At 69.0% G+C, this 14,312-nt stretch carries 14 protein-coding genes; 3 read left to right on the forward strand and 11 right to left on the reverse strand.

From position 1 onward, the window contains the following. Positions 1-193 precede the first annotated feature (193 nt). Together DEIPH_RS10235 and DEIPH_RS10240 are read left to right on the forward strand one after the other, a co-directional pair. Positions 194-940, forward strand: a complete 747-nt coding sequence (locus DEIPH_RS10235; protein WP_051517299.1) for a phosphodiester glycosidase family protein — start codon at positions 194-196, stop codon at positions 938-940. Positions 941-964: 24 nt separating this feature from the next. Further along, the gene (locus tag DEIPH_RS10240) at positions 965-1,579 is read left to right on the forward strand and encodes a GNAT family N-acetyltransferase (RefSeq protein ID WP_034357635.1); all 615 of its coding nucleotides are present in this window, start codon (positions 965-967) and stop codon (positions 1,577-1,579) included. Positions 1,580-1,654: 75 nt separating this feature from the next. Here DEIPH_RS10240 and DEIPH_RS10245 read toward each other — a convergent pair whose 3' ends face one another. Both DEIPH_RS10245 and paaZ read right to left on the reverse strand, forming a co-directional pair. Beyond that, positions 1,655-3,832 (reverse strand): DUF937 domain-containing protein, encoded by a 2,178-nt coding sequence (locus DEIPH_RS10245; RefSeq protein ID WP_034357637.1) that lies wholly within the window; start codon positions 3,830-3,832, stop codon positions 1,655-1,657. A gap of 140 nt (positions 3,833-3,972) precedes the next feature. Next, positions 3,973-6,060 (reverse strand): phenylacetic acid degradation bifunctional protein PaaZ, encoded by a 2,088-nt coding sequence (paaZ, locus tag DEIPH_RS10250; protein ID WP_034357639.1) that lies wholly within the window; start codon positions 6,058-6,060, stop codon positions 3,973-3,975. Positions 6,061-6,092: 32 nt separating this feature from the next. On the opposite strand from paaZ, the gene map reads away from it, so the two are divergent. After that, positions 6,093-6,836, forward strand: a complete 744-nt coding sequence (map, locus tag DEIPH_RS10255) for a type I methionyl aminopeptidase (RefSeq protein ID WP_034357641.1) — start codon at positions 6,093-6,095, stop codon at positions 6,834-6,836. A gap of 2 nt (positions 6,837-6,838) precedes the next feature. Here map and paaD read toward each other — a convergent pair whose 3' ends face one another. The 9 genes from paaD to thiC all read right to left on the reverse strand — a co-directional run bounded on the left by paaD (position 6,839) and on the right by thiC (position 14,173). After that, positions 6,839-7,333 (reverse strand): 1,2-phenylacetyl-CoA epoxidase subunit PaaD, encoded by a 495-nt coding sequence (paaD, locus tag DEIPH_RS10260; RefSeq protein WP_034357643.1) that lies wholly within the window; start codon positions 7,331-7,333, stop codon positions 6,839-6,841. A gap of 4 nt (positions 7,334-7,337) precedes the next feature. Then, a complete protein-coding gene (gene paaC / locus DEIPH_RS10265; protein ID WP_051517300.1) occupies positions 7,338-8,117 on the reverse strand; it encodes a 1,2-phenylacetyl-CoA epoxidase subunit PaaC in 780 nt (259 codons plus the stop codon). After that, on the reverse strand, positions 8,114-8,755 hold the full coding sequence (locus DEIPH_RS10270) for a phenylacetic acid degradation protein (RefSeq protein ID WP_034357644.1): 642 nt from the start codon (positions 8,753-8,755) through the stop codon (positions 8,114-8,116). The genes paaC and DEIPH_RS10270 overlap by 4 nt, the downstream gene beginning before the upstream one ends. Continuing rightward, entirely contained in the window at positions 8,755-9,708 is a 954-nt protein-coding gene (paaA, locus tag DEIPH_RS10275; RefSeq protein WP_034357646.1) for a 1,2-phenylacetyl-CoA epoxidase subunit PaaA, read from the reverse strand. The genes DEIPH_RS10270 and paaA overlap by 1 nt, the downstream gene beginning before the upstream one ends. Positions 9,709-9,853: 145 nt before the next feature. Further along, positions 9,854-10,621 (reverse strand): bifunctional hydroxymethylpyrimidine kinase/phosphomethylpyrimidine kinase, encoded by a 768-nt coding sequence (thiD, locus tag DEIPH_RS10280; protein ID WP_152544895.1) that lies wholly within the window; start codon positions 10,619-10,621, stop codon positions 9,854-9,856. After that, positions 10,618-11,433 carry a thiazole synthase gene (locus DEIPH_RS10285; protein WP_034357648.1) on the reverse strand — a complete coding sequence of 272 codons (816 nt, stop codon included), beginning with the start codon at positions 11,431-11,433 and terminating at the stop codon, positions 10,618-10,620. Before DEIPH_RS10285 ends, thiD begins: the two co-directional genes overlap by 4 nt. Before the next feature lies 1 nt (position 11,434). Continuing rightward, entirely contained in the window at positions 11,435-11,629 is a 195-nt protein-coding gene (gene thiS / locus DEIPH_RS10290; protein ID WP_034357650.1) for a sulfur carrier protein ThiS, read from the reverse strand. Beyond that, the gene (thiE, locus tag DEIPH_RS10295) at positions 11,620-12,339 is read right to left on the reverse strand and encodes a thiamine phosphate synthase (RefSeq protein ID WP_034357652.1); all 720 of its coding nucleotides are present in this window, start codon (positions 12,337-12,339) and stop codon (positions 11,620-11,622) included. The genes thiS and thiE overlap by 10 nt, the downstream gene beginning before the upstream one ends. Beyond that, complete coding sequence (thiC, locus tag DEIPH_RS10300; protein WP_034357653.1) at positions 12,332-14,173, reverse strand: phosphomethylpyrimidine synthase ThiC; 1,842 nt, start codon at positions 14,171-14,173, stop codon at positions 12,332-12,334. Before thiC ends, thiE begins: the two co-directional genes overlap by 8 nt. Positions 14,174-14,312: the final 139 nt, after the last annotated feature.

A 14,312-nucleotide genomic window follows, 5' to 3' on the forward strand; every position in this document is an offset into this window, starting at 1 on the left:
ACGCTCTTCGTTTGTCATGCTGCTCGCCTCAACCGAGGCTCAGAAAAGATACAGGCACCCGCCCCACCTGTCAACCCCCCTCACCCCACGAGGCCTTCAGGTTGCCGTATGGCCCGTTTAAAGCCGACGCAGTCGGCCTTTTCCACCCGGACCATCACAGCCGCCTCATGCCCGGCCGGCATCATCGACTGACATGTTCCCCGATCGCTTCTGCCAGCTGCTGTGGTTCTCGGTCCTGACCCTCCCGCTGACGGCTTGCTCGGAGGCTGGGGGGTTGGACGTGCAGCGGATCACGTCAGGGGGAATGCTTTACACGGTAGCGGCAGTGGACCTGAAACGCGACCGGCTGAGCCTGCACTGGAAAAATCCGACGACCGGCCAGCCCTACCGGACCTTCGAGGAGGTGGGGGCACGGCTGCGTAAGGAGGGACAGCAACTGCTGTTTGCCACCAACAGCGGGATCTACGCGCCGGGTCTGGAACCGCTGGGCCTGCACGTCGAGGAGGGGCGGACCCTCGTCGGCCTGAACAACGCGCGGTCGGGGGGAAATTTCGCGCTGCTGCCGAACGGAGTGTTCTGGGTCAAGGGGGGCCGAGCAGGCGTGACGGAAACCCAGGCGTACCGCCGCCTGAACATGCAGCCGACCTACGCCACGCAATCCGGGCCGCTGCTGGTGCAGAGCGGACAGCTCCACCCCGCCTTCAACAAGGCGGGCACCAGCTTCAAGGTCCGCAGCGGCGTGGGCGTGTGCAAGGACGGGCGCGTGCGGTTTGCGATAAGTGCCGGTCCGGTGAACTTTCACAGCTTCGCGGTGTTTTTCAGGGACGCACTCGGCTGCCCGGACGCGCTGTATCTGGACGGCAGCATCAGCGCCTACGCGACGCCGGACGCGAACACTCAGCTCGCGGACTTTGCCGGTATCTGGACGGTGAGCCGCTGATCCCCTGACGTAGACTCACTTCCCATGACCGCACCCCAGCTGCGCCCCTACCACCCGGAAGACCAGGCCGCCGTCTACCGCATCTGTCTGGAGACGGGAGACAGTGGACAGGACGCCAGCCGGCTTTACGGCGACCCGGCGTTGCTGGGACACGTGTACGCCGGGCCATACATCACCCACCAGCCCGACCTGGCCTTCGTGCTGGAGGACGACCGGGACGTGGCCGGCTACATTCTCGGCGTCCTCGATACCGCCGCCTTCGAACAGCTGCTCGACCGGACCTGGTGGCCGGACCTCCGGAGGCGCTACCCCGTCCCGGCGGCACTTCCCGGCGAGCGCACACCGGATGAACGGCTGCACGCCCTGATTCATACGCCACGCACGACCCCCGCTGAGATCACGGCCCGGTTTCCTTCGCATCTGCACATCGATCTCCTCCCCCGCGTTCAGGGTGGAGGACAGGGCCGACGCCTCATGACCACGCTGCTGCAAGCGCTCCGCGAACGCGGCAGCACCGGGGTCCATCTGGGCGTCGGGGGACGGAATACACGCGCCATCGCCTTTTACCGGCATCTCGGTTTCCAGACTCTCCAGGAAACGCCCACCTCACTCATCCTGGGCCTCGACCTCACCACGTAGCCTCCCCCGCCCAGACGGAGGGCCAAAGAGAAGCCGCACCGGCTGGAGCGGCTTTCTCTGCCTTGCTCGGGGATCTTAGGGCTTCACCGTCAGGGTGACCGTGCTGAGCGGCGCGGCACCCGCGTCCCCTAGGGAACGCACCTCGTAGGTCACGCGGCCCGCGCCCGGCCTGCTCTGGTAGCTCCAGCCGCAGGTCGCGTCCAGCGGGATGCTCTTGGTACCGATGGTGCGCTCGCCGCGCTTGACGGTCACGCTGTAGCCCTGGCCCTGGCCCACACCGCCGAAGCGGAAGGGTTCGCTGACCGTCTGTCCGTCGGAGATGCTGAGGGTGTAGGTCTTGGTGCAGTCGGCGGCGCTGGCACCAGCAGCCGCGGCGGCCACAGTCGCGCTGACGCGGCCGAGTTCGGTGCCGTCAACCCCCTGCACCGTGTAGGTATGCGCGCCAGCAGCGGGGCTGGGCACGTTCAGGCTCCAGGTGCCGTCATCCAGGACAGTCACGTTACCGAGGCTGGTGCCGTCTTCCAGAACCTGCACAGTTTCGCCCGCCTTGCCCGTGCCCCGCAACGTGAAGCCCCCGGCGGGAAGCTGGGCATCCGCTGCCGGTTCGGTGATGGCGAAAGTGCTGGCAACGTCGCCCGTGGCCGCATCATTCGGAGCGGTGCCGTTCGCGTCCCCGCTGCCGGTGTTGCTGGCGCCACCGTTGGCCGGCGTGCTGCCGGCGTCCCTCACGTTGACCTTGAACTCGCTGCGGGTGCCGCTGTCCTTGCCGCTGATGGTGTAGGTGTGTTCACCGACCGTCGGCGCGGGGATGGCGGCCTGCCACTGGCCGTCGGTGCCGACGTTGGCGCTGGCGACCTGCTGGCCCTGGTCCTCGATGCTGAGGGTATCGCCTGCGGGTGCGGTGCCGCTCATCACGAAGTCCTCGGGGGGGAGGGTCGCGCCGGAAGCGGGATTGGTGACCAGGATGCTGTTGCTGGTCGCGCCGGTCGTGGTCGGTACGGCGGCGGGCAGGGTGGGCCGGCGCTGAAGGAGCCAGCAGCCGCCCAGCAGGAGCAGGAGCAGCAACGGAATCAGCCACCAGGGGAAGCCGCCACGGCGGGCGGGCGGGGCGGGGGCCACCGGGGTGACGGGCGCAGAGGGAGGTGCGGGTGGAGGCGTCTCGACGAGCCGGGGGGGCGGGGTCACGGCTGCGGCCACCGTCGTCACCTGAGCAGGAGCGGTCAGCAGTGGCCCCAGGCTCGTCAGGCCGGCAGGAAGCAGGGCGGGAAGCAGCGGCCCGACCTCGCCCAGCAGGCGGCTCAGGCTGCCCGGATTCAGGTTTCCGGCCCGGGCACGGCCCGCCAGCAGGGAGAGGACCAGGGGAGCCAGCAGGGCCAGCAGCCGACCGGCACTCGCGCCCGAGCCGCCCACCGCCGACCCGAAGCGGCCTGTCACGGCGTCCACATTGCCGAAGAGGGAACCGAGCAGGCCCCGGCCCTGGCCCTCGATCCGTGCCGCTTCGGCCGGGTCGCTCAGCAGGGCCGTATTCAGCTGGCCGTCCGCGTCCGTGAAGCGGGCAAAATCCCGGCTGCGGCCCAGCAGGTCTGCGGCCCCCGCCTCGGTGTGCCCCTTGTCGGCCACCGCCTTCAGGACGAGGGGCAGGGCCGCCTGTGCAGCGCGCGTGGCGGTTCCGCCCGAGAAGCCCGCCGCCTTGCCGAGCTGATCGGCGGCCGGGCCACTGAACTGTCCCTTCAGGAACTCGACCAGACCGGCAGCGGTTAGTGCGCTGCCCGCGCCGCCCGCTGCCGTCGCCAGGCCGCTTTTCGCCAGGTCCTCTTTCAGGCCGGACAGGGCCTTTCCGGTGGTCAAGCCGCGCTGGCCCAGGAAGCTGAGCAGCAGCGGGAAAGCCATGTGCAGAAGCCTTTGCACGCTGGCCGTATCCAGGCTGCCGGCAACTGGCCCGGCCAGCGTGCCTGCCTGAGGACCCAGCAACGCGGGGGCCAGCAGTTCTCCGGCCTGCTGAAGGTGCCCGGCCCCCTCCGGGTCGTTCAGGGCCACCTCGACGCTGGTGAAGGTGGGGAGGTTCTGCACAGCCTCGGCGATCTGCGCCTCTCCCTCGGGCGTGCGGGCATGGTCGGCCAGGCCAGCGAGTTGCAGCGGCAGGCCCTGGCGCAGAACCTGCTCGGCGTCGGTTGCCTCCAGGCCTGCCACGCGCCCGAGCTGCTGAGCCGCCGCCGGGCCAAAATACGATTCGATCAGTTCAGCAACGTTCATTCCGTCTCCTGATGGGAAGGCCTCTCACGGAACCCAACCTAGCCCACGCGCACGAAACGTTCTCACGTCTGTTCATGACCTTTCCCTAAGAAAGCAGGCCGGACAGCGGGAAAACCGTCCGGCCAGGGTGAGGGAAAAGGTCAGGAGAGGGGACCGTCCGCCGCGTCCCGTGCCCGCTCCACCAGCGTCAGGATGTCGTAGGTCGCCACCAGTTCCTCATTCTGGTTGGTGATTTCGGCATGCCACTCGACCACACCGGTCGGGCGCGTCTCGCCGGGGCGCAGGTCCTTGCGAATCTTGCGCTTGCAGGTGAGACGGGTGCGGATGGTGTCCCCGATGCCGACGGGTTCCACAAAGCGCAGGTTTTCCAGGCCATAGTTTGCCAGCACCGGGCCGGGCGCGGGCCACACGAACTGTCCGGCGGCGGCGGAGATCAGGAAATACCCGTGCGCCACCCGCTTGCCGAAGATGCCCTCCTTCGCGCCGATCTCGTCCACGTGGGCATAGAAGTGGTCGCCGGTCAGGGCCGCGAAGTTCACGATGTCCGCCTCCGTGACGGTGCGGCGGTGGGTGAGCAGGCTGTCCCCGACCTGAATCTCGTCGAAGGTCTTGCGGAAGGGGTGGATCACGTCTTCCCTGACCTCCGCGCCGGGCACGTATTCATGCGTGATGGCGGCGAGGGTGGTCGGATCGGCCTGCACGGCCACCTTGTTCATGTGATGCTTGATGCCCGCGATGCCCGCCAGTTCCGCGCCGCCGCCCGCGCGACCGGGGCCGCCGTGCAGCAGTTGCGGGAGGGGACTGCCGTGGCCGGTGCTTTCCTTCGCATCGTCGCGGTTGAGGATGAGGATTCGTCCGTGGCTGCTCGCCATGCCCATCACGAGTTCAGTGGCCTCCGCGCGATCGTGGGTGACGATGCTCCCCGCCAGGCTGCCCCGGCCCATTTTCGCCAGGTGCGCCGCCGCCTCCAGCGTGTCGTAAGGAAGCAGGGTCGCCACCGGGCCGAAGGCTTCCAGCTCGTGCGGGCCGTGGGCCGTGAGGGGCGACTCGCACAGCAGCAGGGTGGGGTCAAGGAAGGCCCCCTTCTCGCGGTCGCCGCCCAGCAGGTCGCGTTCCTCGCCGCCGATGACCACGCTCGTCTCGGCCTTCAGGGCGTCCAGCGTCGCCAGCACCCGCTCGCGCTGCTCGGTGCTGACCAGCGCCCCCATCCGCACGTCGTCGCGGGCGGGGTCGCCCACCGTCACCTTGCTCAACTCCTGCCGCAGCGCCGCCACGACCTCTTCCACCCGGTCGCGGGGGACGATGGCGCGGCGGATGGCAGTGCATTTCTGCCCGGCCTTCCCGGTCATCTCACGGGCGACCTCGCGGACGTAGAGGGCGAATTCGGGGTTCTCGGGGCGCACGGTCAGACCCAGCACGGAAGCATTCAGGCTGTCGGCTTCCGTGTTGAAGGGCACGTTGCGGGCGACGATGTTGGGATGCACCCGCAGCTTCTGCGCGGTCGCTGCCGAACCCGTGAAGGCCACCATGTCCTGCTCCTCCAGGTGGTCAAGGAGGTCGCCGGGGTCGCCCGTCACCAGTTGCAGGCTGCCTTCCGGCAGGAGGCCCGACGCGATGATGTCGCGCACCATGCGCTCGGTCAGATACGCCGTCTGCGGGGCGGGCTTCACCAGGCTCGGCATCCCGGCGATGAAGGCGGGGGCGAGCTTTTCCAGCATCCCCCAGACCGGGAAGTTGTAGGCGTTGATCTGCACTGCCACGCCCTCACGCGGCACCAGCAGGTGACGGCCCACGAAGGTGCCGCCCTTGCCCAGACGCTCCACCTTGCCTTCGGGCAGAAACCGCTCATCGGGCAGGTCGCGGCGGGCCATGCTCGCGTAGTTGAACAGCGTCCCGATGCCGCCCTCGATGTCCACCCAGCCGTCGCGGCGGGTCGCGCCGGTCAGGAGGTTGAGCTGGTAATAGTCCTCCTTGCGCTCCAGCAGGGACGTCGCCAGCGCCCGCAGCATCCGCGCCCGCGTGTGGAAGGTCAGCCGCCGCAGGGCCGGACCACCCACCTCGCGCCCGTAGCGCAGGGCTTCGGCAAAATCCACCCCCTCGCTGGAAATGACGGCGACGGGTCGGCCATACACGGCGTCGTAGAGGGTCTGGCCTGCGGGGGCGGTGTGCCAGGTGCCGTAGACGTAGGAGGCGGGGCGGAGGAGGTCGGGGGTGGGGAGGGTGGTCATGAGGACTCCTTGAGGCTGGACTAGAATTACCTATGACGATCAACAATGAGCGCGACTTGGAGGGGATGAAACAGGCCGGTCAGGTGGTCGCCCGAACTCTTGAAGCGCTGAAGGCCGCTGTGGAACCTGGCATTACGCCCGCCGAGCTGGACAAACTGGCCGGACAGGTTTTTGCTCAGTATGGAGCGTTTTCGGCTCCGCGCGCGGAGTACGGCGCTCCCGTCAACGTGTTTATCAGCGTCAATGAAGACATTGTTCATGGTCTGCCGACGCACCGGCCCCTGGCAGCGGGTGACGTGGTGTGCATTGATGTGACGCCGAATGTGGGTGGGTACGTCGCTGACGCGGCCGTGACGGTGACTGTTCCGCCTGTTTCCCCGGTGGCTGCCCGCCTGATTGCGTGCGCCGAAGTCGCGTTTGCGGAGGCCATGAAAGTCGCTCGCGCGGGCCGACCGCTGAACGGCATCGGCCGGGCGATTGAAACGGAAGTGGCGCGACGTGGTTTCACGCTGCTCCGCGAATTGCAGGGACATGGCGTAGGCCGGGCTATCCACGAAAAGCCCGACGTGCCGAACTTCTACCACCCGGCCCTGAAAAAGCCCCTGCACGAAGGGCTGGTCATTGCCGTGGAACCGATGGTTTCCAGTGGCCGCAACTGGCGCACCAAAACCCTGCGGGATGGTTGGACGATTTCCACCACTGACGGAGGCATCGCCGCGCACTTTGAACACACCATCATGATTACCAAGGGCGCGCCGCTGATTCTGACGGCCTGACCTCAAACACTCTTAAACCCCTCAAACGGCTCCCGGCAGCTCTCGCACACATACAGCCGCTTGCACAGGGTCGGGCCGAAGCTGGCGGTCATCCGAACGTTGAGGGAGCCGCAGCGGGGGCAGCGGGTGGGTTCGGGGTCGAGGGTAATGAGGGGGGATTCGTCAGCGGGGGCGGGCGGCGCGATGCCGTACTGGCGCAAACGCTCGCGGGCGTCTTCCTTGATCCAGTCGGTGGTCCAGGGCGGGGTGAGGGTGCTGCGGACTTCCACATCCTCCACACCCAGCGCCCGCACCGCCTCACCGATGCTGTCGCGGATGACGTGCAGCGCCGGGCAGCCGGAGAAGGTAGGGGTAAAGGTGACGGAGACGCGCCCGCCGTCCACCGTCACGTCCCGCACCATGCCCATGTCGGTGACGGACACGACGGGGATTTCGGGGTCGGGGACGGCGGCGAGGGCGGCCCAGACCTGTTCGGGAGTGACTTGAACGGCGGTCATGGGGTCACCAGACCTCAGCGTTCGGGACGGCCCGCGCCACGCTCTGCATCTCGGCCAGCAGGGGCGCGAGGTGTTCGGTGTGTGTATCGCGTCCAGCAGCGGCAGCGGCGGAGGCAGCGGGTAGCATCAGGCCGCATTTCTGGGTCAGGTGCGGCACCACCAGAGCTTCCCAGCGCCCCCGCACTCCGGCCAGGTCGGGGAGAATGCCCGCCTCCACCAGCCCTTCCTCGTCCTGCACAGGCTGGAAGAGTTGCGCCGTGTAGGGCCACAGTTCATTCAGCGCGTTCTGCGTGCGGCGATGGCTCTCATCGGTGCCCAGCGCCAGCCGCTCCACCCAGAGGGCGGTGTGCTGGAGGTGGAACTTCTCCTCACGGACGGCCTTCGCGGCGACCTCAGTCAGCGGGGCATAGGTGCTGGCGCGGGCGGCGTCGAGCCACAGGGCCTCGTAGGCGTCAAAGAGGTATTGGCGCAGCATGGTGAAGGCCCAGTCACCCTTCGGCAGTTCGACGAGGCGGACGTTGGTGAACCCGTCCACGTCCCGGAAGAAGGCGAGGCGGTCGGGGTCGGAACCGTCCAGCTCGCGGCGCAGTTCCAGATACATGCCCGCGTGTCCCAGCTCGTCCTGCGCGATGTTCGCCAGCGCGATGTCCTCTTCCAGAATCGGCGCGTGCCCGGTCCACTCGCCGTCCCGGTGCGCGAGGATGATCTCGTCGTCGGCCAGGGCGGTGAGTTTGCGGACCAGGGTTTCGGTCTGGTTGGGCGTGAGGGTCATGGCGGCAGTCATGGTTGTACCTTCTTGGCAACCGCGTCGTGCGGGTGGTCGTACACCTTGTGGTCACCCACGTGGGGTTCCTCGTTCACGCGCTGGGGCATGCGGCCCTCGCGCTTAAGTTCACCGACATGGCGCCCGATCACGCCGTAATACTGCTGCTGCTTGTAGGTCTTGTCCTTCGCGGGGGCGAACCAGCTTTCCACCGTGCCGGGGTCGTCGTCGGTGCGGACGACGGCGGATTCCGGGAAAACGAGCCAGGTGAGCGCGTCGGGGTGCTGCTCACGCGCCTGCCGCAGCGCGTCGCCGGGACCGCTCGCCTCCAGGGTGCCCACCAGGTCCACGAAAGTCATCGACCGCTTGTGCGTGCGCTTGAGGCCCAGGTGATACGTGCCGGCCTCGCCGGGGGTGTCCAGCACTGCCGGATTTGCCTCCACCTCTTCCGGCGTGGCGGTCAGAATGTCGGCCTCGCGCACGGTCCAGAGGCTCACGGCGGCGGGGCGGCGCACAAAGACGTTACGGGCAGTCAGCAGGGCATGGTCGGGGTCACCCGCGTGGACACTGCCGACCGCCTGATAGGGCCGGTTCGGCGCATCCTGTTTGAAGACCTCCCAGCGGGGCCACTGGGTGTCGGGATGAGCGGGGGCGGTCATCAATCCGCCGCCTGCCCCATCTGCCGCGCCGCATAGGCCTGCATCGCCTCGCGGACCCAGGCCCCGTCATCGTGGGCCTGCTGCCGCGCACCGAGACGTTCCTTGTTGAGGCCCTGCTGCCCCTTCACGACCGCCCAGAACTCGTCCCAGTTGATAGGGCCGTGAATCCAGTTGCCGCTCTCGTCTTGATGCAGGTCGGGGTCCGGGATGGTCAGGCCCGCTTCGAGCAGTTCGGGGGCGTGTTCGTTGATGAACTCCTGCCTGACCTCGTCGTTGGTCTTGAGCTTGATGCCCCAGCCTGCCAGCGCGCCGGTGTTGGGGCTGTCGGCGTCGTGCGGCCCCAGCATCATCAGGGCGGGCCACCACCAGCGGTTCAGGGCATCCTGGGCCATCTGGCGCTGTTCGGGGGTGCCCTGCGCGTACTGCACGATCATTTCCTTGCCCTGCTTGTGGTGGAAGGTTTCCTCGGAGCAGATGCGGACCATCGCCCGGCTGTAGGGTCCGTAGGAGCAGCCTGCCAGCATGGTCTGGTTCTTGATGGCCGCGCCGTCCACCAGCCAGCCGATCATGCCCACGTCCGCCCAGGTGTGGGTGGGGTAGTTGAAGATCGACGAATACTTGGCCTTGCCGCTCAGCAGAGCGTCCAGCATCTCCCCCCGGGTCGCGCCCAGCGTTTCGGCGGCGTGGTAGAGGTACTGGCCATGCCCCGCCTCGTCCTGCACCTTGGCGATCAGGATCGTCTTGCGTTTGAGGGTAGGGGCGCGGGTGATCCATTCGCCTTCCGGGAGCATCCCCACGACTTCACTGTGCGCATGCTGGGAGATCATGCGGATAAGCTGGCGGCGGTACTCGGCGGGCATCCAGTCGCCGGGTTCGATCTTCTCGCCGCGCGCGATGCGGGCGTTGAAGGCGGCGTGCTGCTCGGCGGTTTCTGTGGGGTGCATCTGCGTCATGGGGAGACCTCCGGGGGTGAGGACAGAACTTGCCTAACGAGCGTTAGGTTCAGTGTACAGGAAGGCCGGAAAAGTCCATACGGTCACGCTTACAAAGGGTCGGCGGAGAGGCAAACCCGTCCTCTCCGCCTGAACGCGCCGGTGTTCAGCGTGCTGGCGTTCGCCCGACCCGCTCCCCCAGCGCGTGCCCCAGTGGGCCGTACCCCGCGCCGAGTTCAGGTGCCGCCCGCAGGGCCGCCTGAACATAGGCATGGGCCTCCCGGACGGCCCTGGAGAGTTCCAGGCCCCGCGCGAGATGGGCGGTGATGGCCGCTGAGAGGGTGCAGCCGGTGCCGTGGGTGTGGCGGGTGGACTGGCGCGGAGCCTCCAGCCGCAGATGAACGTCCGGAGTCCGCAGCTCGTCCGTGACCGTCTCGCCCCCGGCGTGCCCGCCCTTCAGGAGCAGCGGCAGGTGGGCGGGCAGGTCCGCGCCGAACAGTGCCCCCGCTTCCGGGAGATTCGGCGTCACCAGGGTGGCGAGGGGAAACAGTTCCTCCACCAGCACGCGCGCCGCTTCCGGCTCCAGCAGGGCGTCCCCGCTCTTGGCGAGCAGAACGGGGTCCACCACCAGGGGCAGACCGCGACCGCGCAGGACCTCCGCGACGGCATGAACAATCCCGGCATTGCCCAGTGCCCCGGTCTTGACGGCGGCCACCGGGAAATCGTCCAGGACCGCTTCAAGCTGCGCGGTGACCAGCTCGGGAGGCAGGGCCTGCACCGCCCGCACCCCCAGCGTGTTCTGGGCCGTGACCACCGTCAGGGCCGAGGTGCCGAACACACCGTGGGCCTCGAAGGTCTTGAGGTCGGCCTGAATGCCCGCCCCGCCCCCCGAGTCCGACCCGGCGATGGTGAGGGCGACGGGCACGCGCGTCATCCCCGCTCCGCCAGGGGCACTTCCGGGTCGGGGAGGCGCGGCACACCCGCAACCGGGCTGCTGGGGCTGGCCCCCTCGCGCTCGGCCATGCGGCCGGCCAGGAACGCGGCCCGGCCCGCCTGCACCCCCAGCGCAAAGGCGTGGGCCATGCCCACCGGGTCTCGCGCTTCCGCAATCGCGGTATTGACCAGCACGGCGTCGGCCCCGGCTTCCAGCGCCTGCGCGGCGTCGCTGGGGACGCCCAGGCCCGCGTCCACCACGATGGGCACGCTCGCGCCGTCCAGCACCGTTCGCAGCAGTTCGCCGGTGCGCAGGCCGCGCCCGCTGCCGATGGGGCTGGCGAGGGGCATCACCGTGGCGCAGCCTGCCCGTTCCAGCGCGCGGGCCAGCACCGCGTCGGGTTGCACGTAGGGGAGCACGGTGAAGCCCTCCCCCACCAACGTCTCGGCGGCCCGCAGCGTGCCCACCGGGTCGGGCAGCAGCCAGCGGGCGTCGGGGATGACCTCCAGCTTGACCCAGTTCACGCCCGTCGCGGCCCGCGCCAGCTGCGCCACGCGCACGGCCTCCTCGGCGGTGCGGCAACCCGCCGTGTTGGGTAGGAGCTGGTAGCGGCCCAGGTCCAGAGCGTCCAGCAGGCCCGCGTGGCCGGGCGCGTTCAGTTCGACGCGGCGGATGGCGACGGTCACGATTTGCGTGCCACTGGCCTCCAGCGCCTCGCGCATGACGTGAAAGTCGTGGAACTTGCCGGTGCCCAGCAGCAGGCGCGAGGTGAAGGTCTGGCCGCCAATGGTCAGGGGATCTAGTGCGGGCATCTCAGCCTCCTCCGATGATGCGGACGATTTCGACGGTGTCGTGGTCTTCCAGGGGACGGTCGGGCACGCGCGCGCCGGGATAGAAGTCGTCCCCGACGGCGACGGCCACCCGTTCGGGCTGCACGTTCAGCTCGCGCAGCAGGGCGTGGAGGGTCAGGCCCTCGCGGTGCGGGTGGGGCTGGCCGTTCACCTGCACGGCGCGGCCTCCCGGGGGGCAGGCAGCCGGGCCAGCAGGTCGGCGGCGGCCCGCGCGGGGTCGGGCGCGTCCAGCACGGCCCGCACCACGGCAATGCGGGTGGCTCCGGCGGCCACCACCTCATCCACCGTATCCCGGTCTATCCCGCCGATGGCGTACCAGGGGACAGAGGGAAACTGGGCCGCCACGTGCCGCACATACGTCAGCCCCGCCGCCGCCCGCCCCGGTTTGGTGGGCGTGGCGTGAACGGGGCCGACCGCGAAATAGGCGGGGCGCGCGAGGATGGCCCGCGTGGCCTGCTCGGGCGAATGCGTGCTGAGGCCGAGCAGCAGTTGCGGCGCAAGGGCACGCGCCCAGGTCGCGGGCAAGTCCCCCTGCCCCAGATGCACCCCGTCCGCCCCGCTGGCCGCCGCCACGTCCACACGGTCGTTCACGAAAAAGGGCACGTGGCGGGCACGCGCGAGGGCACCCACCCGCTCCGCCAGGGCGATGAGGGACCGGGCCTCCCCGTCTTTGCAGCGCAGTTGCAGCGTGTCCGCACCGCCGTCCAGCGCGGCCTCGACACGCGCCAGGAACTCGGCCGCGGGCTGACCGGGGCGTGGGGTGGCGACGAGGTAGAGGCGACCTAGGGTTGGGCGGGAAGGGAGAACACCCGGCCGCTCGAACTCTCGACCGCTCGACCTCTCGACTCGCGGACGCTCCTCAGTCATCCGCCCCGACCCCCTCCACGTAAATCTCTCCGCCCGCCTCGCGGAACTCGCGCGCCTTTTCTTCCAGACCCGCGAGGATGTCCCCGGCACGCAGGTCGTGGCTGAGCTTCATGGAGCAGAAGTGGGGGCCGCACATCGAGCAGAAATGGGCGGTCTTGGCGGCGTCGGCGGGCAGCGTCTCGTCGTGGAGGGCGCGGGCATGTTCGGGGTCGAGGCTCAGGTTGAACTGGTCTTCCCAGCGGAACTCGAAGCGGGCCTGCGAGAGCGCGTTGTCGCGGGCCTGCGCGCCGGGGTGGCCCTTGGCGAGGTCGGCGGCGTGGGCGGCGATCCTGTAGGCGATCACGCCGTCGCGCACGTCCTGCCGGTCGGGCAGCCCCAGGTGTTCCTTGGGCGTCACGTAGCACAGCATGGCCGTGCCGTACCAGGCAATCTGCGCCGCACCGATGGCCGAGGTGATGTGGTCGTAGCCGGGCGCGATGTCGGTGGTCAGCGGCCCCAGGGTGTAGAAGGGGGCCTCCTGGCAGACCTCCAGTTGCCGGGTCATGTTCTCGCGGATCAGCTGCATGGGCACGTGGCCCGGCCCCTCGATCATGGTCTGCACACCGTGATCCCAGGCCACGCGGGTCAGTTCGCCCAGGGTGTCCAGCTCCGCGAACTGCGCGGCGTCGTTGGCGTCCTCGACGGAGCCGGGGCGCAGGCCGTCGCCCAGGCTGAAGGTCACGTCGTAGGCGGCCATGATCTCGCAGATGTCCGCGAAGTGGGTGTAGAGGAAGTTCTCGCGGTGATGCGCCAGGCACCACTTGGCGAGGATGCTGCCGCCGCGCGACACGATGCCGGTGCGCCGCCGCGCGGTGAGGGGAATGTGCGCCAGCCGCACGCCTGCATGCACCGTGAAGTAGTCCACGCCCTGCTCGGCCTGCTCGATCAGGGTGCCCTTGTACACCTCCCAGGTGAGGGCCTCGGCCACGCCGCCCACCTTTTCCAGCGCCTGATAGATCGGCACGGTGCCGATGGGCACGGGGCTGTTCCGCACAATCCACTCGCGTGTCTGGTGGATGTGTTTGCCGGTCGAGAGGTCCATCACCGTGTCGGCCCCCCAGCGGGTCGCCCAGACCATCTTCTCGACCTCCTCCTCGATGGAGCTGGTCACGATGCTGGTGCCCAGGTTCGCATTCACCTTCACCCGGAAGTTGCGCCCGATGACCGTCGGTTCGAGTTCCGGGTGGTTCACGTTGGCCGGAATCACGGCCCGGCCCCGCGCCACCTCCGAACGCACGAACTCGGGGGTGATCTCGCGGGGAATGGCGGCCCCGAAGCTCTGGCAGGGGTGCTGTGCCGTCAGCGTGAAGGCCTCCTCCTGCCGCAGGTTCTCGCGCAGGGCCACGAACTCCATTTCGGGGGTGATCTCGCCCCGGCGCGCGGCCTGCATCTGGGTGATGGCCTGCCCGCCCCGGGCGCGGCGCGGCATGGGCACGGCGGGAAAGGGGAGCGGCCCCGTGCCGTCCAGCCGGGCCGACAGCCGTTCCCGCTGCACCTCCAGCCGGGCGTCGGCAGCCAGCCAGGGCCGGGCGGGCGGGAGGCCCCGGCGCACGTCGATGGACACGTCCGGGTCGGTGTAGGGGCCGCTGGTGTCGGGCACCAGCACGTCGGGATTGGGGGTGCGGCGGGTCAGGCCGCCCACCACTTCCAGGGTCGCGGACTGGCGGATGGCCCGCACTGGCACGCGCACCTGCGGGTAGAACACGCCGCCCAGATACCGCTTCTGGCTGCCGGGAAAGGGCGTGGTGGACAGGGTGGCTTCGGGGGCAGGTTCGGGGGGGACGGATACCGACATGGAAAACCTCCAGGGCAGAACAGACAAAAGGGCGGCGGCGACGGGCGACCCTGGGGCGGCCCGGCCTGATAAGGATTCCGGCCCCAGCCGTGAGCCTTCGGGAAAGCACCGAAGGCTCACTCCATGCTGGAATCCGTCC

Source organism: Deinococcus phoenicis, assembly GCF_000599865.1.
Taxonomy (GTDB): domain Bacteria; phylum Deinococcota; class Deinococci; order Deinococcales; family Deinococcaceae; genus Deinococcus; species Deinococcus phoenicis.